Genomic DNA, 23,274 nt, shown 5'->3' with positions numbered 1-23,274 from the left:
GCCTACACGTCTTCGCTGATAAAGGTAAAGCGTGGATGCAGCGCGCCGTCAACTTCAACCTGTTCACTGAACATGGCCAGCGGTCGGACCCAAAGACTGTAATCACCGTACAGGGTGCGATACACCACTAGCTCTTCCTCGGTCTCGGAGTGACGGGCAACGCCAATGACCTGGTAATCCTTTCCTTTATAGTGACGATAGCGACCGGGCTTCATAGGGCCTCCTGACAGTGGAAAAGTCGCGAGTGTAGCCGAGGATGCCACGCTCAGGCATTCAGGCATAAACCGGTAACGCTCGCAAATAAAAAAGCCGGGGCACAGGCCCCGGCTTTCTCCGTACCGATTGCGTCAGACGCGTTCGAATACGGTAGTGATGCCCTGACCCAGACCCACGCACATGGTGGAAACACCAATGCGGCCCTGGCGCTGTTTCATCACGTTCAGCAGGGTGCCGGAGATACGTGCGCCGGAGCAGCCGAACGGATGACCCAGAGCGATGGCGCCACCGTGCAGGTTGACCTTCTCTTCCATCTTGTCCAGCAGCTTCAGATCCTTGAGGACCGGCAGCGCCTGGGCAGCGAAGGCTTCGTTGAGTTCGACGAAATCAACGTCATCAATGGTCAGACCTGCGCGCTGCAGCGCTTTCTTGGTCGAAGGTACCGGACCATAACCCATGATCGACGGATCGACACCGGCCACAGCCATGGAACGGATCACCGCCAGCGGCTCCATACCCAGATCCTTGGCACGCTGAGCCGACATGACGATCATGCAGGAGGCGCCGTCAGTGATCTGCGAGGAGGTACCCGCAGTCACGGTACCGCCCTTGGGATTGAACGCCGGGCGCAGTGCGGCCAGGCTTTCCAGGGTGGTGTCCGGACGGATGGTCTCGTCTTCGGTGAACACGCGCAGGAAGCCGTTCTCGTCGTGACCTTCCATCGGGATGATCTCGTCCTTGAAACGACCTTCAACAGTAGCCTTGTGCGCCAACTGGTGCGAACGGTAGCCGAACTGGTCCTGCTGCTCGCGGGTGATGCCGTGCATCTTGCCCAGCATTTCGGCAGTCAGGCCCATCATGCCGGCAGCCTTGGCCGCATACAGCGACAGGGCCGGGTTCGGATCAACGCCGTGCATCATGCCCACGTGGCCCATGTGCTCGACACCACCAACCACGAACACGTCGCCGTTGCCGGTCATGATCGCCTGAGCGGCGGTGTGCAGCGCGCTCATGGAAGAACCACACAGACGGCTGACGGTCTGGCCGGCCGCAGTGTGCGGGATCGGAGTCATCAGTGACGCCATGCGGGCAATGTTCCAGCCCTGCTCCAGGGTCTGGTTCACACACCCCCAGATTACATCTTCAACTTCAGCCGGGTTCAGCTTCGGGTTGCGCTCCAGTACGCCGGTGATCAGCTTGGCGGACAGGGTTTCGGCGCGTACATTGCGGTACATGCCGCCCTTGGAACGGCCCATCGGGGTGCGGCCGAAGTCGACAATTACCACATCTCTCGGATTCAGGCTCATAGCTTTACTCTCGCTCCGTATTCCGCATTAACCGAAGAATTTCTGACCGTTCTTGGCCATTTCACGCAGCTTCTCGGTCGGGTGATACATAGGACCGAACTCCGCGTACTTATCGGCCATGGCAACGAACTCGGCCACACCCAAGGTGTCGATGTAGCGCAGTGCGCCACCGCGGAAGGGAGGGAAGCCGATACCATAGATCAGGCCCATGTCAGCGTCCGCAGCGCTTTCGACGATACCGTCTTCCAGGCAGCGTACGGTCTCCAGACACAGCGGAACCATCATGATCTCGACGATTTCCTCATCAGTCAGCTCGCGCTGCTCCAGCACGATCGGCTTCAGCAGCTCATAGGTCTCGGGATCAACAACCTTCTTCGGCTTGCCCTTCTTGTCCATCTCATAGGCATAGAAGCCCTTGCCGGTCTTCTGACCCAGGCGATTGGCTTCGTACATGACGTCAACAGCAGTCTTGGTCTTGTCAGCCATACGGTCCGGATAACCTTCGGCCATCACGTCACGGCCATGGTGACCGGTATCCATGCCAACCACGTCCATCAGATAAGCCGGCCCCATCGGCCAGCCGAATTTTTCCATCAGCTTGTCGACGCGCTGGAAATCGGCGCCCATGCCCAACAGGCGAGCAAAGCCGCCAAAATATGGGAACAGTACGCGGTTGACCAAGAAGCCGGGGCAATCGTTGACCACAACAGGGGTCTTGCCCATCTTCTTGGCATAGGCCACGGTAGTGGCAACAGCGCGATCACTGGACTTCTCGCCACGGATCACCTCAACCAGCGGCATCATGTGTACCGGGTTGAAGAAGTGCATGCCGCAGAAGTTTTCCGGACGCTTGAGCGCCTGGGCCAGGTAAGTGATCGAGATGGTCGAGGTGTTGGAGGTGATGATTGCATCCTCACGCACCTGCGACTCCACCTCAGCCAGCACAGCGTGCTTGACCTTGGGGTTCTCGACGACGGCTTCGACCACGATATCAACATTGCCGAAATCGCCATAGGACATGGTCGGGCGAATGGCGTTCAGCGCTTTGGCCATGTCGGCCGGCTTCATACGGCCCTTCTCGACACGCTTGCCGAGCAGCTTGGAGGCCTCATCCAGACCCAGTTGAATACCCTCTTCACGGATATCCTTCATCAGGATCGGAGTGCCCTTGACCGCCGACTGGTAAGCGATACCGCCGCCCATGATGCCAGCGCCCAGTACCGCAGCCAGATTCACGTCTGCAGCAGCCTTGTCGTACTGCTTGGCTTTACGCTTGAGCTCGGTGTCGTTCAGGAACAGACCCACCAGCGACTGAGCAACGGTGGTCTTGGCCAGCTTGGCAAAACCGGCAGCTTCGACTTCCAGAGCCTTTTCACGAGTGAAGTTGGCAGCTTTCTGGATGGTCTTGACGGCTTCCAGCGGGGCCGGATAGTTCGGACCGGCCTGACCAGCGATGAACCCCTTGGAGGTTTCGAAAGCCATCATCTGCTCGATGGTGTTGAGCTTGACTTTTTCCAGCTTGGGCTGACGCTTGGCCTTGAAGTCAATCTCGCCGGCAGCGGCACGCTTGACCAGATCCAGTGCGGCGTCCTTAAGTTTGGCGTCTTCGACTACAGCGTCAACCGCGCCAACTTTCAGGGCCTTGTCGGCGCGCTGCTCGGCACCGGCGCAGATCCATTCGATAGCGTTGTCGACACCGATCAGACGCGGGGTACGTACGGTGCCGCCAAAGCCCGGGTAGATGCCCAGCTTGACTTCCGGCAGGCCAATCTTGGCGCTGGCGGCCATGACCCGGAAATCACAGGCCAGACACATTTCGAAACCGCCACCCAGGGCCAGGCCATTGATGGCGGCCACGGTCGGGACGTTCAGGTCTTCAAAGGCATTGAAGATCTTGTTGGCTTCCAGGTTACCAGCCACCAGGTCTTCTTCCGGCAATTGGAAGGTGTTGACGAACTCAGTGATGTCGGCGCCGACGATGAACACGTCCTTGCCGCTGGTCACGATGACACCCTTGATGCTGCTGTCGCCCTGCAAAACCTCTACGGCGGCTTGCAGTTCAGCCAGGGTGGCACGATTGAATTTGTTGACAGACTCGCCCTGCAGGTCGAACTTCAGCTCGACGATGCCGTCTTCGAGGGCCTGAATCGTGATGGCTTTACCTTCGTAAATCATCAACTGATCTCCACGCTGTGAAAGCACTTGAGAGACACCAGCCATGCCGCCCCACCCCTAGTAGGTGCCGCGGTGCCGATATCATGAACGTTCCCGAGACAGAGAATGCCGTGGGTTTGACCACAACAATTCATACGCTTGTTTGATTCGGGTGCGCACACCTTCGGGGAAATCGCTGCAATTGTCAATGCACGCTACGGCATAAAGCCATACTTCAGCTCGAAAAAGTCTTATATGAAAAATTCAAAGACCTTTAATAACAACAGGTTGCAGAACATACCCAATACCGTATCCATGTACCAACGACGCTTTGAACCTAAGCATTCAAACCCTGACCCCAGCTTCCAACAATGACCCTATAACCATGGGTACGCCCTGCCAACGATATTCCAGTCAGCCAAACAGGGTTTTAAAATGGTTCTTCACGTATTACCGGCAAAGACTGCTACTATCAGCGAAAAAAGGGGAGAACCTGCATGCTCTATAAACATGTACTGGTAGCCGTCGACCTGATCGACGAGTGCCGCTGGGTAGCAGATCATGCCATGGCGCTGGCCAAGGCGTTGAATGCCCGCCTGACCTTGCTACACGTGGTCGAGCCGCTTGCGATGGCCTACGGCGGAGACGTTCCTATGGACCTGTCGATGCTGCAACAACAGCAGTTTGAGCAGGCCCGTGAGCGCATGCAGTTGTTCGCCGGTGATTACGGCCTGTCCGAAGACCAGCTACAGATAGCCTTTGGTCACCCCAGGCAGGAAATCCACCGGGTCGCCAGCGAGCAGGATTGCGATCTGATTGTGGTAGGCAGTCACGGCCGCCACGGCCTGGCCCTGTTGCTGGGTTCGACCGCCAACGATGTGCTCCACGGAGCGCCCTGCGACGTGATTGCCGTAAGACTGGGCAAGAAGAAATAATCTCCTCCCCGTCGCGGAGCGTTCAGCGAGCGCTCCGCAAACGCGAAGAAACGAGCCCCCTACATATCCTCCAGCTCAGCCCAACGCTCCATGGCTTGATCCAGCTCGCCCTGCTTGGCAGCAACCTGCTCCAGCACCAGTGCAGTCTCTTCATGCGGGCGACTATAGAAGTTCGGATCGTTGAGCTGGGCCTGCAGCGCCTCCAGCTCACCTTCGAGCTTCTCCAACAACGCCGGCAGAGCGTCCAGCTCGCGCTGCAGCTTATAGCTGAGTTTGGCCTTGGGCGCCGCCGGGACTGGCGTACTGGACGCGACCACAGCAGGTGCCGGCTCGGCAGCGGGCTCGGTGGTTTTATCGAGAGTCATGCGCTCAGCCAGCAACTCGATATTACCGCCCTGGCGCAGCCAGTCGGCAAAGCCGCCGACATATTCACGCACCCGGCCATGACCTTCGAACACCAGAGTGCTGGTGACCACGTTGTCGAGAAACGCCCGGTCGTGACTGACCAGCAGCACAGTGCCATCAAAGCCGGCCAGCACCTCTTCCAGCAATTCCAGGGTTTCCACGTCCAGATCGTTAGTCGGCTCATCCAGCACCAGCAGGTTGGCCGGTTTGCTGAACAGGCGTGCCAGCAGCAGGCGCGCCCGCTCACCACCCGAAAGTGCCTTGACCGGGGTGCGGGTACGCTCGGGCGAGAACAGGAAGTCTCCCAGATAACTGATCACATGCCGACGTTCGCCGTTGATCTCGATAAAGTCACGGCCCTCGGAAATATTGTCGATCACGCTCTTTTCCGGCTCCAGTTGGCCGCGAAGCTGATCGAAATAGGCTACCTCCAGCTTGGTACCATGCTTGACGCTGCCACTGGTCGGTTCCAGTTGACCAAGCAACAGCTTGAGCAGAGTACTCTTGCCCGAACCGTTGTTGCCGATCAGGCCAATGCGGTCACCGCGCATCACCACCGTACTGAAATCACGGATCAGCGGGACCTGATCAGGCCAGGCGAAACTAATGTCTTTGACCTCGATGACCTGTTTGCCAGAGGACTGGGCGGTTTCCATCTGGAAACTGGCCTTGCCTTGACGTTCAATCCGCTGCGCGCGCTCCTCACGCATGGCCTTGAGCGCACGAACCCGGCCTTCGTTGCGGGTGCGCCGGGCCTTGATTCCCTGGCGAATCCACACCTCCTCCTGGGCCAGTTTCTTGTCGAACAACGCATTGGCTGTGGCTTCGGCCGCCAACTGCTGCTCTTTATGCGCCAGAAAGCTGACATAGTCGCCCTGCCAGTCGATCAACTGACCACGATCAAGCTCCATAATCCGGGTAGCCAGTGCCTGCAGAAACTGACGGTCGTGGGTAATGAACAGCACCGCCCCGCGAAAATCCAGCAGCACCTGCTCCAGCCAGGCAATGGTATGAATATCCAGGTGGTTGGTCGGCTCATCCAGCAACAGCACATCCGGCTCGGCCACCAGTGCCTGGGCCAGCAGTACCCGGCGACGCCAGCCACCGGACAGCTCGGCCATGGTCTTGTCTGCAGGCAGCCCCAGCCGAGTCAACGTGGTTTCAACCAATTGATCAAGACGCCAGCCATCTTTGGCCTCCAGTTGCGCCTGAACCTTTTCCAGCCGCAGCATAGCGGCATCATCCATCTCGCCACTGATCAGATGGTGGTACTCGGCCAGCAGGTCACCAACCCCAGCCAACCCAGCGGCCACCACGTCATAGACCAACGCATCACCAGCCTCGGGCAGTTCCTGGGGCAATTGGCCAACCTTGAGTCCAGGCGCAAACCACAACTCGCCCTCATCCGCCGGCTGCTCCCCGGTAAGGACTCGGAACAGGCTGGACTTGCCAGTGCCGTTACGCCCGATCAGGCATACCCGCTCCCCTCTGTCGAGCTGGAAACTGACCTTGGACAGCAGCGGATTGAGCCCGTAGGCCAGGGAAACATCGGTAAACGAAAGCAGAGCCATAAACCACCTTTCAAACTATAAGACCGGCATTCTAGCGCTTTCGCAGCCAGCTGTAACAAACTGCGATGATTTCCTCTGCCGGCCTCTTCTCGCTGCCAGGGCAACTCGCTAAGCTGTAGCGATAATACCGGCCAAACCGGCCAACGATTTCGAGAGAGCAGGCATCATCATGCGCCGCACCCTATTGCGTTTCTGTTTTGCCCCGGCCGCTCTGGCCTCCCTACTGTTCACCGCCCTGCCCGCTCAAGCTGACCGCCTGCAGGAACAACGCCGCCAGTACGACCAGGCCATGAGCGCCCTTAACAGCGGGCAACAGGCCCGCTACGAAAGCCTGGCCCGCGGCCTGAGCGACTACCCGCTTTACCCTTACCTGCTGCTGAACGCCCTGGATAAACGTCTGGACAGCGCCAGCCACCGGGAAGTCGAAAGCTTTTTACTGACCCACGGCGACCTGCCTGCCGCTCAGCGCCTGAAATCCCGCTGGTTGCACCGCCTGGCTCGTGAAGGTGAATGGGAACGGCTGCGTGCGCACTATGACAGCGATAGCCAGAGCACCTCGCTGGATTGTCACCTGGCGCTGCGCCGCTGGCGCGAGGGCGACCAGGCCGGAGCCATGCGCCAGGCTCAGGAGCTATGGACCGTTGGCCGCTCCCAGCCAAAGGATTGCGACCCGCTGTTTGAACGCTGGCGTGCCGCAGGCGGCCTGACTGAAGACGTCGCCTGGCAGCGTATTCGCCTGGCCCTGCTGCATCGCCAGGACGCCTTGGCCCGCTACCTGACCCGCTACGTCGCCAGCAACAAGCCGCTGGCTGACAAGTTCGTGAGCACCGCAACCCAGCCCAGCCTGCTGAACCAGCCTGGCAACTATCGCCCCAGCGCCAACCAGCCGGCCAACAAACTGGCCGATATCGTCACCGTATCCCTGCGACGCATGGGCCGCGACGACCCGCAGGCCGCCCTCGGGCTCTGGCACCACTATCGTGAACTTCCCTTCGCCGAAGAGGACCGGCTGGCCATCACCCGCGATATTGGCGTGCGACTGGCCAAGCGCTTCAACCCTGATGCATTACCTTTCATGGCCGCCAACGACCCACAAATGCGCGACGATCAGGTCAGCGAGTGGCGGATCCGCCTGGCACTGCGCACCAACCAGTGGCGCATGGCTCACGACCTGACCCAAACCCTGCCCGAAAGCCTGGCCCAGCAAAGCCGCTGGCGCTACTGGCAATTGCGCAGCGCTCAGCTTGCCACCCCGAATGTTGGTGAACTGCAAGACGACTATCGACAACTGGCTCGCGAACGGGATTTCTACGGCTTCATGGCCGCCGAACGCACCCAGCAGCCCTATGCACTGAACCACCAACCAGCCAATATCGACCCACAAACCATAGCCAGGGTCAGCCAGACTGCCGGTATTCGTCGAGCCAAGGAGTTTTACGCACGCGGCCAGATAGTAGACGCCCGCCGCGAGTGGTATCACGTCAGCCGTCTGTTCAGCCGTGAGGAACTGATAGCCCAGGCAAAACTGGCCCGCGACATGGACTGGTACTTCCCGGCGATCCGCAATATCAGCCAGGCCCAGTACTGGGATGACCTCGACATCCGCTTCCCGATGGCCTATCGCGAACCGATTCTTAATCAGGCCCGTGCCCGCCAGCTTAACTCCACCTGGGTATACGCCATCACCCGCCAGGAAAGCGCCTTCATGGCCGACGCCCGCTCTCATGCCGGCGCCATGGGTCTGATGCAGTTGATGCCTGCCACCGCCCGGGAAACCGCCAGGCGCAACAACATCCCGCTGGGCAACCTTAATGAGGTACTGATTCCCGAGCGCAACATTGCCCTGGGCACAGCCTATCTGGCGCAGCTAAACAATCAGTTCCAGGGTAACCGGGTACTGGCTTCAGCAGCCTACAACGCCGGCCCCGGTCGAGTACGGCAGTGGACTCAGAATATCGACAACCTGCCCTCGGACGTCTGGATCGAAACTATCCCCTTCGACGAGACCCGCCAGTATGTGCAGAGCGTATTGAGCTATTCGGTGATCTACGGCGACAAACTGGGCATTCGCCAGCCGGTGATGGAACAACATGAGCGCTATCTGCGCGGGCGCTAGGACTGAGCACCTGAACGGGCTGAAGGCGGACTTCAGCCCCTGGCCTGGAGATTACTCAGCCGCTCGCGGACCACTTCCACCAGTTGATCGGGCTGGAACTTGGACAGAAAGCCATCGCAACCCACCTTCTCTACCAGCGCCTTGTTGAAGTTGCCCGACAACGAGGTATGCAGGACCACGTGCAGATCACTCAGACGCGGGTCCTTGCGAATTTCGGCAGTCAGCCGGTAGCCGTCCATTTCCGGCATTTCAGCATCGGTAATCACCATCAGCAGCCGCTCAGACAACTTACCCTCGGCATCGGCCCAAGCCTGCAGCTGACGCAGCGCACGCAGCCCATCGGTGGCCACATGCAGGGTCAGATCGAGCTGAGACAAGGTTTCCTTGAGCTGATTGATACCGGTTTGTGAATCATCCACCAGCAGCACTTCACGGCCACGCGCATTATCCAGCAATTGCTCATCGAGCAGTTCCTCAGAAATACGGGTATTGAACGGCACGATTTCGGCCAGCACTTTCTCGACGTCGATAATCTCGACCAGGCGCTGGTCTTCAAGGCGGGTAATGGCAGTCAGGTAATGGGCCCGACCGGCGCCTCTGGGCGGCGGCTGCACAGTATCCCAATTGAGATTGATGATGCGCTCGACCCCACCAACCACAAAGGCCTGCACCGAGTTGTTGTACTCGGTAACAATCACCGTGCTGTTTTCGTTGACCTGCTGCGCGCGCATACCAATGGCAGCGGCCAAATCGATTACCGGAATGGTCTGACCGCGCAGATGCACCACACCCACCACATGCGGATGGCGCTGCGGCATCTGGGTCAGCCGCGGCAGTTGCAGTACCTCACGGATCTTGAACACGTTGAGAGCAAACAACTGCTGCCCAGAGAGCCTGAACAGCAGAATTTCCAGACGGTTCTCACCGACCAGTCGAGTACGCTGATTAACGCTATCCAGTACACCAGCCATGGGGCCCCTCGCTGTCAGATTCAGGTGAAGTAGCCACCTGCCATGACGCAGTGTACCCAGTTATGCCTACTTTCGCAGCCCGCGCTTAATAGTAGGCATTTTCCTTGACTGTGTGATCGGTTACGTCACGCACGGCAGTAATTTCCGGGATTCGCGCTACCAGAGTCTTTTCGATGCCTTCCTTAAGGGTGACATCGACCATACCGCAGCCCTGACAACCGCCACCGAACTGCAGAATCGCCACACCACCCTCAACCACATCGATCAGCTTGACCTCACCGCCATGGCTGGCCAGCCCGGGGTTGATTTCGGTTTGCAGCAGGTAGTTGATGCGCTCATTGAGCGGGCTGTCTTCATTGACCATCGGCACCTTGGCGTTTGGTGCTTTGATCGTCAGTTGCCCGCCCATGCGGTCAGTGGCGTAATCGACCACGGCGTCATCCAGGAAAGGAATACTGATCGCATCGATCCAGACATTGAAGGCATCCAGCACCAGCAGTTCATCCTCGGGCTTTTCCTCGCCAGGTTTGCAGTAGGCGATACAGGTTTCCGCGTAGGGAGTACCCGGCTGGGTAATGAATACACGGATACCAACACCTTCGGCGTCCTGCTTGGACAGCAACTCGGCCAGGTACGACTGGGCCGTGTCACTAAAATGAATGCCTGCCATGAAATGCCTCTTGAGCAGTGACTGATGGCCCATAGTGTACGGGATAGCTGCCCGCGAATAAAGTCCTACCTTTATACTAGGTTATTTGCCAGGCATGCCGAAATGCAGCCCATCGCCATCGCGCGTTCAGTGTTGGCCGATGTTCTGCTAAGCTAGCGGGCTTTTCTCAGCGCTAACCCCCCGGAGCATCCATGTCAGACCTGAGTACCCGCTTGACCGCCCTGCATGAGGCCCTGCGCCAGCGCATCCTGATTCTCGACGGCGGCATGGGCACCATGATCCAGAGCTTCAAACTGGAAGAAGCTGACTATCGGGGCGAACGCTTCGCTGACTGGCCGATGGACCTAAAGGGTAATAATGACCTGCTGATCCTGACCCAACCGGACAAAATCGCCGCGATCGAGCGCGCCTACCTGGATGCAGGCGCCGACATCATCGAAACCAACACCTTCAACGCCACCCGAATTTCCCAGGCCGACTACGGCATGCAGGAACTGGCCTACGAGCTGAATGTTGAAGGCGCTCGCCTGGCTCGCCGGGTCTGTGATGAGAAAACCGTCGAAACCCCGGATCGTCCGCGCTTTGTTGCCGGGGTGCTGGGGCCAACCAGCCGTACCTGTTCAATCTCGCCGGATGTAAACAACCCTGGCTACCGCAACGTCACCTTCGACGAACTGGTCGAGGACTACAGCAGTGCCACCCGTGGCCTGATCGAAGGTGGATCGGACCTGATTCTGATCGAGACCATTTTCGACACCCTCAATGCCAAGGCGGCCATTTTCGCCGTGCAAGGGGTGTTTGAAGAGCTCGGGATCGAGCTGCCGATCATGATCTCCGGCACCATTACCGACGCCTCCGGCCGCACCCTGTCGGGCCAGACCACCGAAGCATTCTGGAACTCGGTACGCCATGCCAAGCCGATCTCGGTGGGCCTGAACTGCGCACTGGGCGCTAATGAACTGCGACCTTATTTGGAAGAACTGGCGACCAAGGCTGATACCCATGTCTCGGCACACCCCAACGCCGGCCTGCCGAACGCCTTTGGTGAGTACGACGAAACCCCAGCACAGACTGCCGCGATCATCGAGGAGTTTGCCGCCTCAGGTTTCCTGAACATTGTCGGCGGCTGCTGCGGCACTACCCCCGGACACATTCAGGCGATTGCCGAGGCGGTGGCCAAGTACCCGCCCCGAGTCATTCCCGACATCCCCAAAGCCTGCCGCCTGTCGGGGCTCGAGCCGTTCACAATCGATCGCAGCTCGCTGTTCGTCAACGTCGGCGAGCGTACCAACATCACCGGTTCTGCCCGCTTTGCCCGGCTGATCCGTGAAGAGAATTACACCGAGGCCCTGGAAGTCGCCCTGCAGCAGGTCGAAGCCGGGGCCCAGGTGATCGACATCAACATGGATGAAGGGATGCTCGACTCCCAGGCAGCCATGGTCACCTTCCTCAACCTGATTGCCGGCGAGCCGGATATCGCCCGCGTGCCAATCATGATCGACTCCTCCAAATGGGAGGTGATCGAGGCCGGCCTGAAATGTATTCAGGGCAAGGGTATTGTCAACTCGATCTCGATGAAAGAAGGGATCGAGCAGTTCAAGCACCACGCACACCTGTGCAAGCGTTATGGCGCTGCCGTGGTAGTGATGGCCTTTGACGAGCAGGGCCAGGCCGATACCGAGGCGCGCAAGGCGGAAATCTGCAAGCGCAGCTACGACATTCTGGTCAATGAGGTGGGCTTCCCGCCGGAAGACATCATCTTCGACCCCAACATCTTCGCCGTGGCAACCGGCATTGACGAGCACAACAACTACGCCGTCGACTTCATCAACGCCTGCGCCTACATCCGCGACAATCTGCCCTATGCGCTGAGCTCTGGCGGGGTATCCAACGTCTCGTTCTCGTTCCGTGGCAACAACCCGGTGCGTGAGGCCATTCACTCGGTCTTCCTTTACCACGCGATCAAGAATGGCCTGAACATGGGCATCGTCAATGCCGGCCAGTTGGAGATCTACGACGAGATCCCGGCCGAACTGCGTGACAAAGTCGAAGATGTGGTGCTCAACCGTCACCCCGGTGCAACCGAAGCCCTGCTGGCAATTGCCGACCAGTACAAGGGCGACGGCAGCGTCAAGGAAGCCGAGAACGAGGAATGGCGTGGCTGGAGTGTGGAAAAACGTCTGGAACATGCGTTGGTCAAAGGCATCACCACTCACATCGTCGAGGACACCGAGGAGTGCCGCCAGCGGTGCGCACGGCCGATCGAAGTGATCGAAGGGCCGCTGATGGCCGGCATGAATGTGGTGGGCGACCTGTTCGGTGCCGGCAAGATGTTCCTGCCTCAGGTGGTCAAATCCGCCCGTGTGATGAAACAGGCAGTTGCCCATCTGATCCCCTTTATTGAAGAGGAAAAGGGCGACAACCCTGAGCCCAAGGGCAAGGTGCTGATGGCCACAGTCAAAGGCGACGTCCACGATATCGGCAAGAATATCGTCGGCGTAGTGCTGGGCTGCAATGGCTATGACATTGTCGACATGGGCGTCATGGTCCCGGCGGAGAAGATCCTCAAGACCGCCATCGAGGAAAAGTGCGACATCATTGGGCTGTCCGGACTGATCACCCCATCGCTGGATGAAATGGTCCATGTCGCCAAGGAAATGCAGCGCCAGGGCTTCAATCTGCCGCTAATGATCGGCGGCGCCACCACTTCCAAGGCTCACACCGCGGTGAAGATCGAACCGCAATACCACAACGACGCGGTGATCTATGTAACCGATGCCTCACGTGCGGTCGGTGTGGCGACCAGCCTGCTGTCTAAAGAGCTCAAGCCCGAGTTCGTCGCCAAAACCCGCGCCGAGTACGAAGTGGTCCGCGAGCGCACTGCCAACCGCAGCGCCCGTACCGAGCGCCTGAGCTACCCGCAGGCAGTGGCCAACAAGCTGCAACTGGACTGGCAGACCTACCAGCCGCCAGTTCCGAGTTTCACTGGCGCACGGACCCTGGACGATATCGATCTGGCGGTACTGGCCGAGTACATCGACTGGACGCCGTTCTTCATTTCCTGGGATCTGGCTGGCAAATATCCGCGCATCCTTGACGATGAGATCGTCGGTGAAGCCGCCCGCTCGCTGTTCGCCGATGCGCAGGCCATGCTGAAAAAGCTGATTGATGAAAAGCTTATCAAAGCCCGGGCGGTGTTCGGCTTTTGGCCGGCCAATCAGGTCAATGACGACGACATTCAGGTCCGTAACGAACAGGGCCAGCCACTGGCCACCCTGCACCACCTGCGCCAACAAAGCATCTTCCCGGACGCCAAGCCAAATCTGTGTCTGGCCGACTTCGTCGCACCAGAAAGCAGCGGCCTGACCGACTATGTCGGCGGCTTCATCACCACCGCTGGTATCGGCGCCGAAGAGTTAGCCAAGCAATACGAAGCCAAGGGCGATGACTACAACTCGATCATGGTCAAGGCCCTGGCCGACCGCCTGGCCGAGGCCTGCGCCGAATGGCTGCATGAGCGCGTGCGCCGTGAGTACTGGGGCTATGCCAGCGACGAGCACCTGAACAATGAAGACCTGATTCGCGAGAAGTATCGCGGTATCCGCCCTGCTCCCGGCTACCCGGCCTGCCCGGATCATACCGAAAAGGCTACCTTGTTCAGCCTGCTCGACCCCGAGGCCGAATTCGGCAAACCCGGTCGCAGCGGCGTATTCCTTACCGAACACTTCGCCATGTTCCCGGCCGCCGCCGTCAGCGGTTGGTACTTTGCTCACCCCGAGAGCAAGTATTTTGCCGTAGGCAAGATTGAGCGTGATCAGGTGGAAAGTTACAGCCAACGCAAGGAGCAGGACCTGAGCGTCAGCGAGCGCTGGCTGTCGCCCAACCTCGGTTACGACAACTGAGGTCGGCGTGAGCCTGCTACCTGCCCGCAGCCGCCTGCGCACCATTACGCTGCTGGGCCTGCCGATTATGGGCGGCATGCTCAGCCAAAGTCTGCTGAACCTGGTCGATGCGGCCATGGTCGGCAGCCTGGGCAAGGAAGCACTGGCCGGGGTTGGCCTGGGCAGTTACGCCAATTTCATGGCCATAGCCCTGGTCATGGGACTGGGTGCCGGTGTTCAGGCTATGGTAGCGCGGCGCCGAGGCCAGGGTCGCGAAACTGAAGTCGCCGCCCCACTCAACGAAGGGCTGTTGATCGCCGCCCTGCTGGCCGTGCCGCTGACTCTGCTGTGCTGGTTCAATGCCGAGCGCATCATTGGCTTTCTTTCCTCGGATCAGGGCGTGGTCGAGATCGGTGTCGACTACTTCCACTGGCGCAGCCTGGCGATCATCGCTGTAGGTGCCAATTTTGCCTTTCGCGGCTACTGGAACGGTATTCGCGAGTCAGGGTTGTACCTGCGTATTCTGGTGGTCATGCATCTGGCCAACGTGGCAATCAGTTACGGCCTGATCTTCGGCAAGTTCGGCCTGCCGGAAATGGGCGCCGAAGGCTCGGGACTAGGCACCTGCATCGCCATGTTCCTCGGCTCGGCGCTCTATCTGAGTATTACCCTGCGACGTGGCCGCGCGCACGGTTTTCTTCAGGCCCGCCCGCAGTTCAGTGGCATCGTGTCGATGCTGCGGCTGTCGATGCCCAACTCGCTGCAACAGCTCTTCTTCGCCACCGGCATCACCACCCTGTTCTGGATCATCGCCCAGGTCGGCACCGCCGAACTGGCCATCGCCCACGTACTGGTCAACCTGGCGCTATTTCTGATCCTGCCCGGGGTTGGTCTGGGCATGGCCGCCACCACGCTGGTCAGTCACAGCCTGGGAGCCAACAAACCGGAAGATGCCTATCGCTGGGGTTGGGATGTGGTACGTGTGGCAGCTGTGGCACTATTTATCATGGGCATGCCATTCTGGCTGGCGCCGCACTTCGTGCTCAGTCTGTTCACCCAGGACCCGGCGCTCATCGCTCTGGGGGAATGGCCGCTGCGTATTACCGGCCTGGGCATGACCCTGGATGCCACTGCGCTGGTTCTGACCCAGGCCCTGCTCGGCGCCGGTGCCAGCCGTACGGTGATGTCGGTGAATTTGGGTAGCCAGTGGCTGATATTCCTGCCCTGCGCCTACCTGGCCGGACCGGTACTCGGGGGCGGGCTGTTATTGATCTGGCTGCTGCAAAGCGGCTACCGAGCGCTCAACTCGATCATCTTCGCCATCATGTGGCGACGCAGGCACTGGGCGGACATTCACATCTGAGCGGGCTATGCTAGGGTCTGTTGACGCCCCAGAGCCAGAGCAATGACAGCGAGCCAGCCATGAGCAACGATCAGCACAAGCAGCAACAGCCAGAACAACCGCAGCCCCCCATGCGCTTTCGCGACACCCTGTCCAGCGTGCTATGGGCCGCGCTCGGGGTACACAGCAACAAGGCCCGAGAGCGCGACTTCACCCAAGGCAAGCCGAGTCACTTCATCATCCTGGGTATCGCCTTCACCGCCCTGTTCGTGCTGACCATCTTCGGCCTGGTCAAGCTGATCCTGCACCTGGCTGGTGTATAACCCCTATGGAAATACTGATTTCAGTTTCGGTGTTAGCCCAATTGGCGCTGACCTGTTCTGGACACGCCGTAAACCCGTCCCTGGGGGCTTGACGATGCCCATCCGGGGCATCGACAGTCCAGAACAGGTCAGCGCCAACAGGGCTCCAGGGCTTGTGCGCGATTAGTCAGTGTTGTCCTAGCGCTGACTGACCCAAAACACTGCTGTCAGCACGGCAATCAGAATCAGCGCCACCGCGGCCCAGGCATCGATCCGGCTGTCGGTTGTTGTGGCTTCCTGTAGGTCGTGTTCACTCATGGGATGCTATCCTCTTTTTGTTATCACAAGCCGATGCCCGGCGGGCACAGACAATACCAGTAAAGACTAGCAATCCAGACACGGCAAGCCTTTGATTGATACGCGCCTATATCGGAATTTCCGCATAAACATATAGATAAACATTACTTTTGCGCATATCGAAAAACTGCTATTGTCTGCCGCCTTAGCCTGAGCCTGACCAGGGCCAACTCCACGAAAAAAGGGGTACAAAGAAACCCCGCTGACAGGTTGCCTGCATGTATATCTACGACGAATATGATCAAAAGATCGTCGAGGACCGCGTCAAGCAGTTCCGCGATCAGACCCGCCGCTACCTTGCCGGCGAGTTGAGCGATCCCGAATTCCTTCCGCTGCGTCTGCAGAATGGCCTCTACATTCAGCGTTACGCTCCCATGCTGCGTGTAGCCATTCCCTATGGCCTGATCTCTTCGCGGCAGATGCGTAAGCTGGCGTTCATCGCCCGTCAGTATGACAAGGGCTATGCGCACTTCAGTACCCGCCAGAACGTCCAGTTCAACTGGCCGGAACTGGAAGATGTGCCGGACATTCTCGCCCATCTGGCGGAAGTCCAGATGCATGCCATCCAGACCAGCGGCAACTGCATCCGCAACACCACCACCGACCAGTTCGCCGGCGTTGCCGCCGACGAAATCGTCGATCCGCGTCCCTGGTGTGAAATCATCCGCCAGTGGTCGACCTTCCACCCGGAATTCGCCTTCCTGCCGCGCAAGTTCAAGATTGCCGTCAACGGTGCGGCCGAAGACCGTGCCGCGATTGGCGTGCATGACATCGGTCTGAACGTGGTCAGAAACGACGCCGGTGAAATCGGCTTCCGGGTTCTGGTTGGCGGCGGTCTCGGCCGTACCCCGATGGTCGGTAGCGAAATCCGCGCGTTCCTGCCCTGGCAGCACCTGCTGACCTATCTGGACGCTATCCTGCGCGTGTACAACCGTTACGGCCGCCGTGACAACAAGTACAAGGCGCGGATCAAGATCCTGGTCAAGGCCCTGACCCCGGAGGCCTTTGCCGAGAAGGTCGAAGCCGAATGGGTGCACATCAAGGACGGCCCGGCCACCCTGACCGAGCAGGAGCTCGAGCGGGTAGCCAAACACTTCACTGCGCCGGCCTATGAGAGTTTCAGCACCGATGATGCCGGCTACCTGGCCAAACGCGGCAGCGACAAAGGCTTCAACAACTGGGCGCTGCGCAACGTCACTGCACACAAGGTACCGGGCTACGCCGCAGTAACCCTGTCGCTCAAGCCGACCGCCGTGGCTCCGGGCGACGCCACCGACAAGCAGCTCGAAGCGGCTGCCGATCTGGCCGAACGCTACAGCTTTGGCGAACTGCGCGTCACCCACAACCAGAATCTGGTCCTGGCCGACGTCAAGCAAAGCGACCTCTACGCTCTGTGGCAGGAGTGCCGCGAGCAAGGCTTCGCCACTCCGAATATCGGCCTGCTGACCGACATCATCTGCTGCCCCGGCGGTGATTTCTGCTCGCTGGCCAATGCCAAGTCGATCCCGATTGCCGAAGCTATCCAGCGTACTTTTGATGACCTCGACTACCTGCACGACATTGGCGACCTGGACCTGAACATCTCCGGCTGCATGAACGCTTGCGGTCACCACCACGTCGGCCATATCGGCATTCTTGGGGTCGACAAGAAAGGTGAAGAGTTCTACCAGGTCTCGCTGGGCGGCAATAGCGGCCGCAAGGCCAGCATCGGCCAGATCCTTGGCCCGTCCTTTGCCGCCGATCAAATGCCGGAAGTAATCCAGAAAGTCATCGGCGTTTACCTCGAAAGCCGGACCGACGAAGAACAGTTCCTCGATACCTTCCAGCGTATCGGCATGGCCCCCTTCAAGGAGCGCGTGTATGCAACGAATAATTAAAGGCAACCAGGTTGTCGTGGAAAACTGGCACCTGCTGGACAAGGACGCCAGCCTCGACGGGCTGCCCAACAGTGACGACCTGATCGTCCCGCTGGCCCTGTGGCGCGAACATGCCCACGCCCTCAAGGCCCGTGATGGCGGGCTTGGCGTATGGCTGGACAGCGACGAGCAGATCGAGGAAATCGAAGGAGATCTTGAACACTTTCAGGTCATTGCCCTGAATTTCCCGGTGTTCAGTGACGGTCGCCACTACTCCACCGCCCGCATCCTGCGTGACCGCTACGGCTACAAAGGTGAAGTACGCGCCATCGGCGACGTGCTACGCGATCAGCTGTTTTTCATGAAACGCTGTGGCTTCGATGCCTATGCCCTGCGTGAAGACCGCGACGCCGATGAAGCTTTGGCCAGCCTGCAGGACTTCTCCGAAGTCTACCAGGCCGCCACCGATCAGCCGCTGCCGCTATTCCGCCGTCGCGCCTGAGTCAAAAAAGCCGGGGCTTACGCCCCGGCGCTCTCCCAGCCTACCTGCAATGATCTTTCCAGCCAGGATACCGTGTCGGCAACGACAGCCATCAGGGCGTATACTTACGCCACATAACGACTCGTGAGGGAGAACCCAGCATGCGTCTCACCGGTAGTTGTCTGTGTGGCAAGGTCCGCTACGTCATCAATGGCCCACTCTCCGAGGCCAGCCACTGTCATTGTTCCATGTGTCGACGCCAACACGGCGCAGCCTTTTCTACCTATGCAAAATGCAATCCCGAGGATTTTAGCTGGGTCTCTGGCCGAGATTTGGTCAAGGTGTATGAGACTGCTTCCGGCGCAGGCTGGTGTTTTTGTCTCGAGTGCGGTTCCACCTTAGCTGCAAGCGATCAAGGCAGAATCACCTCGGTCACACTGGGCAGTATTGAGGGTGACCCTGGCGTCAGACCGCAATTGCATATCTTCACTGGCTCCAAAGCCCCATGGCATGAAATAACCGACAATTTGCCGCAATTCGAAGCCTGGCCCCCCGGCTGGTGATAAATAGACTGCGGTTCAAACCGCACGATACTTACTGCAGGCCGGGGGTGGACCTTCCAGGCTTGCTCCACCTCTATTAATGCGTAATCATGCACCCGGCCACCAAGGATTAAACACATCAGGGAAAGACCATGTCAGAAAGCCGCGACTACCTCGAAATGTCATTTCACTCCATCCAGTGCTTTTCCAATGACGGCCGCCTGGATGCCGAAGAACTGGGCAGAATTGTTGCCATCGCCGAGCGCGACGGTGTAATCGATCAGAACGAGATCCGCGTACTGAAAAACATCATTGCGCGTATCAAGCCTGAAGAAATCGATCAGGCCATGGCGCTCAAACTGGCCGAGATCAGCCGCAAGATTAGCTAACAACCCTGCCGCATACCTCATCCAGAACTCAAATCAGCGTCGGCTGCGGCACTGGTAGCACTGCCATTATCCATGCCCCCTTTGTCAGGCACATTGTTGCCAGCGACATATCAAGCAGGATGCTCGAGATTGCAGAGATCAAAGCCGCAGAAGCCGGTATTGGTAACATCAGCTTTCAACAAGGAACTCTGGAAGAGCTCAAGCTGCCCCCGGAAAGCTTTGATGCCGTGCTGGGACTGAATGTACTGCACCTGCTCGAGGACGTAAACGCTGCCATGGCGCGGGTACACGACCTGCTTAAACCCGGGGGCATCTTTGTCTCCAGCACGGCGCTGGTGAATAACGTATCACCCTTCTGGCGCCTGGTGATTCCGCTGATGCAACTGCTAGGCCTGGCCCCACACGTAAGCCGCTTCGGTAAACAGGAGCTGCTGTCCATGCTGGCCAAGGCTGGCTTCACGCCAGAGTTCGAGTGGCAGCCAGACCAGGCATCGGTATTCATCGTTGCCAGAAAACCGGCTGCGATCCCTGCGAACCAATAAGCCTGGCCTCAGAACACCAGTCCTGTACTACGCCCCACTTCACGGCACAGAGCCTCAGCAGCACTCTGACCAACAATGCCTTCAGCGACCGGCAGGCGCTTATCGCCAGCCACAACATAAGCCGTATAGTACTCAGTACTGACCGGACGGTTGCCGGTACTTGATAACCTGCAGCGAATTTCCAGACGCGAGTTGGTGTCAAGTACAGCCTGCCGCCGGTAGAGCGGCATACCGAATAAATAGCGCACAATACGTATCTGTTGACGACTGATCTCGACCTTCAGGCTGCGCCCCAAAAACATGATACCGGTCATGACTGTCATCAGCCCCGGTAACAGGAATACCGGCCCGACTACCCAGAGCATGGGCTCACCGTCCAGCGCCAAGAACAGCATAAAACCACCCGCAGCACTGAACACGGTCCCAAACAACAGTAGCGCCAGGCCCAGGGCGGGTATACGACCAGCCTTGCTGTTCAACTGGTATTGGCCGGACACCTGGCCGGGACTCAGGTAAGCATCAATATGCGCACGAGCCTGTTGCTGTTCGGCCTGCTGCAGAATAGCCGGACGAGCGAGACTGCTCTGGGCACTGCCCTGCTCAACCGGGATGCTCCAGTCGCGCACGAATTTCACAGACTTTCCGTTGTTGGCCGCGGAGCCAGCCGGCGGTCGCCACCGCCCCTCACAGTGCACCACCCACTCGACACGGCCAACCCTTGTGGGATGTCGGCCATTGGTCGGGAGATTTTGCGGCACATCAAAAACAAAACGGTTCTCAGTCTTCATGCCCTGCGGCCTGACCCAGGCAATCTGCTCAGACTGCCAGAGCACATCGCGACGGGTTTGACGCTGTTTGCCCGTGCCTGTGCTGTAGACATACACGCAGTTCAGCCAGATCTGTGGTGGCCCGACCCAGCTACCATGACTGAGCTGGAAGCTCCCACCGATCTGACCACCAACCTGCCCTGGCAATGGGTCGAGAAACAGTCGTGTAGGACCAATCAGCAAATAACGTCGACGCAACATCCAGCCCCAGACCAACAGGCCAGAGCCAACCACCAACAACGGCAGTATGGCCAAAATCTCATAGTTGCCTTGCGCAAGCTCACTGGGAATGAGCAGCACCCACGGCAAAACAAACAGACTCAACCCTGCGCCCATGATCAACGCAAGCCAATAGCCAACGTCACGGTTGCTGGCCAGCCCATGCTGCGCCAACTCTTCAGCTGGAGCTGACTTACCCTGCCAGCTCATGATGCCACCGCCAGCATGGGTATCAGGCCGACACAGAGGACGATAAGAGAAAATGAAATAACGCGCATTGAACGTTCCGTGTAGTAATTGCGTAGGGGGCCGAACCTTAAAACATCGCTCCCCCCCTGGCAATAGAGCACGTCGCCGTGCTGTGCTACCGTTTGCCTGCACGAGAGATTATGAGAAGCATGGGCAACACGGGCGCGAGGTTTGCTGAAAACTCTATATGAATGAAAACCGCCAGCCTGTATTTTTCCGACCCAGGCCGTTTCCCGCCACCTGGACCAGGATCAGGGCCTGCATTGAGCCAGGCGGCGTCTTCGCTGGAGACTTTATGGGTCTGAACGATAGCTGGGTAGCGAATTCACAGCACCAGATCAATGCTATGACCGAGAGTCAGATACTGGCGCTTTTTGAGCAGTTCGAAGTGGTGCGTTTTCAGGAGCATGACGAACCCGGTACAACCGCGCTGGGCAGGCCCAAGCACTGGCACACTTTTTCGGTCGTAGCCATCAGGCAGGCCTCAGCATGAGCATGCACGAAGCAGCTACCCTGTTCATGATGATGGCCATACTGGCAGTGGTACCGAGTACCAGTGTAGCCTTGGTTGTGACCCGTTCTTCCACTGCAGGCCTTGCTCATGGTGCAGCAGTGGCTGCTGGTATCGTGCTGGGTGATCTGATTTTTGTGCTCCTGGCGGTTCTGGGTATGACTGCGCTAGCCGAACTGCTGGGCAGTCTGTTTCTAGCTTTGCGCTACCTGGCAGGCGCCTATCTGATCTGGTTCGGCATCACGCTCTTGCGCTCAGGAGCCGCTTTAAAGTCGGCACCATCAGAAAGCCCGGCCACATCCCTACCGACCAGTTTGCTTGCTGGTCTACTGATCACCCTGGGTGATGTGAAGGCCATCTTTTTCTATGCCAGCCTGCTGCCAGTATTCGTCGACCTGAGCAGTATCCAGGCGGCAGATATTGCCATGATCGCGACCCTGACACTGGTAGCTGTGGGTGGTGTGAAACTGGGCTATGCCTTGGCCGCCAGAAAAGTGGTAATACTGATCAAGAGCCCCCGACTTAAGCGCAGCACCAGGCTGGCAGCCGGGGGACTGATGACAGGTGCTGGCTCGTATCTTTTGATCAAGACCTGACCAAGTCCTTGCAGGTCGCCCGCATATTGCCCGCATATGCATCAATGCTATTTTTCAGCCCCGGTATATCGGGTTTGAGTCTTATACACCATGGTTGCTCAGTCTAGGCTGTCATTATCCGCAACATACCGCTCCACCCCCGCGCGGATACCCAATGACGCACACAAGGAGACCCCCATGGCTTTTCAATATAAGCGTCTAGACAAGAACGATGTCGCACTGCTGATGGTCGACCATCAATCCGGTCTGCTGTCACTGGTACGGGATTTTTCCCCTGATGACTTCAAGAACAATGTGCTGGCCCTGGCAGACATCGCCAAGTTCTTCAACATACCAACCATTCTGACCACAAGCTTCGAGTCTGGCCCCAATGGACCGCTGGTCCCGGAACTCAAGGCCATGTTTCCCGACGCGCCCTACTTTGCTCGCCCAGGCCAGATCAATGCCTGGGACAATGCCGACTTCGTCCAGGCCGTCAAAGCCACAGGCAAGAAGCAATTGCTGATTGCCGGGGTGGTAACCGAAGTGTGCGTGGCCTTTCCGGTACTGTCGGCCATTGAGGAGGGTTTTGAGGTGTTTGTGGTTGCCGATGCCTCTGGCACTTTCAACCCCACTACCCGGGAAGCCTCCTGGAGTCGTATGGCCGAAGCCGGCGCCCAGATGATGACCTGGTTTGCGGTTGGTTGTGAGCTGCACCGGGACTGGCGCAACGACATCGAAGGTTTCGGAGGACTGCTCGCCAGCCACCTGCCCGCCTATGCCAACCTGATACAGAGTTATAGCGCCCAGAATGGTTGATGTTTCACCCGCCAGATCTGCATGAAACAGGTCTGGC

Annotated in this window: 20 protein-coding genes; 13 read left to right on the top strand and 7 right to left on the bottom strand. The window is 58.7% G+C overall.

Annotated elements, in window-relative coordinates; translation table 11 throughout:
• Positions 1–2 precede the first annotated feature (2 nt).
• The 3 genes from C2846_RS02705 to fadB all read right to left on the bottom strand — a co-directional run bounded on the left by C2846_RS02705 (position 3) and on the right by fadB (position 3,698).
• On the bottom strand, positions 3–215 hold the full coding sequence (locus C2846_RS02705; protein ID WP_080050459.1) for a DUF1653 domain-containing protein: 213 nt from the start codon (positions 213–215) through the stop codon (positions 3–5).
• Between the two features lie 132 nt (positions 216–347).
• On the bottom strand, positions 348–1,523 hold the full coding sequence (gene fadA / locus C2846_RS02700) for an acetyl-CoA C-acyltransferase FadA (RefSeq protein WP_080050458.1): 1,176 nt from the start codon (positions 1,521–1,523) through the stop codon (positions 348–350).
• A 27-nt stretch (positions 1,524–1,550) separates the two neighbouring features.
• Positions 1,551–3,698 carry a fatty acid oxidation complex subunit alpha FadB gene (gene fadB, locus C2846_RS02695; RefSeq protein WP_080050457.1) on the bottom strand — a complete coding sequence of 716 codons (2,148 nt, stop codon included), beginning with the start codon at positions 3,696–3,698 and terminating at the stop codon, positions 1,551–1,553.
• A 476-nt stretch (positions 3,699–4,174) separates the two neighbouring features.
• Here fadB and C2846_RS02690 point away from each other — a divergent pair, with 476 nt between their 5' ends.
• Complete coding sequence (locus C2846_RS02690) at positions 4,175–4,612, top strand: universal stress protein (RefSeq protein ID WP_080050456.1); 438 nt, start codon at positions 4,175–4,177, stop codon at positions 4,610–4,612.
• Between the two features lie 59 nt (positions 4,613–4,671).
• On the opposite strand, the gene C2846_RS02685 is transcribed toward C2846_RS02690, so the two are convergent.
• Positions 4,672–6,588, bottom strand: coding sequence for an ATP-binding cassette domain-containing protein (locus tag C2846_RS02685; RefSeq protein ID WP_119700610.1), 1,917 nt, complete (start codon positions 6,586–6,588; stop codon positions 4,672–4,674).
• Positions 6,589–6,757: 169 nt separating this feature from the next.
• On the opposite strand from C2846_RS02685, the gene C2846_RS02680 reads away from it, so the two are divergent.
• The gene (locus tag C2846_RS02680) at positions 6,758–8,704 is read left to right on the top strand and encodes a transglycosylase SLT domain-containing protein (protein ID WP_080050454.1); all 1,947 of its coding nucleotides are present in this window, start codon (positions 6,758–6,760) and stop codon (positions 8,702–8,704) included.
• A gap of 32 nt (positions 8,705–8,736) precedes the next feature.
• On the opposite strand, the gene C2846_RS02675 is transcribed toward C2846_RS02680, so the two are convergent.
• Positions 8,737–9,675, bottom strand: a complete 939-nt coding sequence (locus C2846_RS02675; protein ID WP_119700609.1) for a chemotaxis protein — start codon at positions 9,673–9,675, stop codon at positions 8,737–8,739.
• Between the two features lie 85 nt (positions 9,676–9,760).
• Positions 9,761–10,345: a Fe-S biogenesis protein NfuA gene (gene nfuA, locus C2846_RS02670; protein WP_080050452.1), complete on the bottom strand. Its 585-nt coding sequence runs from the start codon at positions 10,343–10,345 to the stop codon at positions 9,761–9,763.
• 191 nt (positions 10,346–10,536) lie between these two features.
• Here nfuA and metH point away from each other — a divergent pair, with 191 nt between their 5' ends.
• The 8 genes from metH (at position 10,537) to C2846_RS02630 (ending at position 20,037) form a co-directional block, all read left to right on the top strand.
• Entirely contained in the window at positions 10,537–14,247 is a 3,711-nt protein-coding gene (gene metH, locus C2846_RS02665; protein WP_119700608.1) for a methionine synthase, read from the top strand.
• Positions 14,248–14,254: 7 nt separating this feature from the next.
• Complete coding sequence (locus C2846_RS02660) at positions 14,255–15,589, top strand: MATE family efflux transporter (protein WP_240638136.1); 1,335 nt, start codon at positions 14,255–14,257, stop codon at positions 15,587–15,589.
• 110 nt (positions 15,590–15,699) lie between these two features.
• Positions 15,700–15,891 (top strand): DUF2970 domain-containing protein, encoded by a 192-nt coding sequence (locus C2846_RS02655; protein WP_177344573.1) that lies wholly within the window; start codon positions 15,700–15,702, stop codon positions 15,889–15,891.
• A gap of 554 nt (positions 15,892–16,445) precedes the next feature.
• Positions 16,446–18,104 carry a nitrite/sulfite reductase gene (locus tag C2846_RS02650; protein ID WP_080050449.1) on the top strand — a complete coding sequence of 553 codons (1,659 nt, stop codon included), beginning with the start codon at positions 16,446–16,448 and terminating at the stop codon, positions 18,102–18,104.
• Positions 18,088–18,585 (top strand): DUF934 domain-containing protein, encoded by a 498-nt coding sequence (locus C2846_RS02645; RefSeq protein WP_080050448.1) that lies wholly within the window; start codon positions 18,088–18,090, stop codon positions 18,583–18,585. Before C2846_RS02650 ends, C2846_RS02645 begins: the two co-directional genes overlap by 17 nt.
• Before the next feature lie 140 nt (positions 18,586–18,725).
• The gene (locus tag C2846_RS19015) at positions 18,726–19,127 is read left to right on the top strand and encodes a GFA family protein (RefSeq protein WP_080050447.1); all 402 of its coding nucleotides are present in this window, start codon (positions 18,726–18,728) and stop codon (positions 19,125–19,127) included.
• A gap of 131 nt (positions 19,128–19,258) precedes the next feature.
• The gene (locus tag C2846_RS02635; protein ID WP_080050446.1) at positions 19,259–19,495 is read left to right on the top strand and encodes a hypothetical protein; all 237 of its coding nucleotides are present in this window, start codon (positions 19,259–19,261) and stop codon (positions 19,493–19,495) included.
• A 5-nt stretch (positions 19,496–19,500) separates the two neighbouring features.
• Positions 19,501–20,037 carry a class I SAM-dependent methyltransferase gene (locus C2846_RS02630; protein ID WP_119700607.1) on the top strand — a complete coding sequence of 179 codons (537 nt, stop codon included), beginning with the start codon at positions 19,501–19,503 and terminating at the stop codon, positions 20,035–20,037.
• Between the two features lie 8 nt (positions 20,038–20,045).
• Here C2846_RS02630 and C2846_RS02625 read toward each other — a convergent pair whose 3' ends face one another.
• Positions 20,046–21,293 carry a hypothetical protein gene (locus C2846_RS02625; RefSeq protein ID WP_119700606.1) on the bottom strand — a complete coding sequence of 416 codons (1,248 nt, stop codon included), beginning with the start codon at positions 21,291–21,293 and terminating at the stop codon, positions 20,046–20,048.
• Between the two features lie 334 nt (positions 21,294–21,627).
• Here C2846_RS02625 and C2846_RS02620 point away from each other — a divergent pair, with 334 nt between their 5' ends.
• The 3 genes from C2846_RS02620 to ycaC all read left to right on the top strand — a co-directional run bounded on the left by C2846_RS02620 (position 21,628) and on the right by ycaC (position 23,237).
• Positions 21,628–21,825 (top strand): hypothetical protein, encoded by a 198-nt coding sequence (locus tag C2846_RS02620; protein ID WP_119700605.1) that lies wholly within the window; start codon positions 21,628–21,630, stop codon positions 21,823–21,825.
• A complete protein-coding gene (locus C2846_RS02615; RefSeq protein ID WP_205890080.1) occupies positions 21,822–22,439 on the top strand; it encodes a LysE family translocator in 618 nt (205 codons plus the stop codon). The genes C2846_RS02620 and C2846_RS02615 overlap by 4 nt, the downstream gene beginning before the upstream one ends.
• A gap of 177 nt (positions 22,440–22,616) precedes the next feature.
• Entirely contained in the window at positions 22,617–23,237 is a 621-nt protein-coding gene (ycaC, locus tag C2846_RS02610) for an isochorismate family cysteine hydrolase YcaC (RefSeq protein WP_080050442.1), read from the top strand.
• The last annotated feature ends 37 nt before the right edge of the window (positions 23,238–23,274 follow it).

This window comes from Pseudomonas jilinensis, assembly GCF_003586265.1.
GTDB classification, from domain to species: domain Bacteria; phylum Pseudomonadota; class Gammaproteobacteria; order Pseudomonadales; family Pseudomonadaceae; genus Halopseudomonas; species Halopseudomonas phragmitis.
Note: the sequence above shows the minus strand (reverse complement) of the source record. Positions and strands in the feature narration are given on the sequence as shown.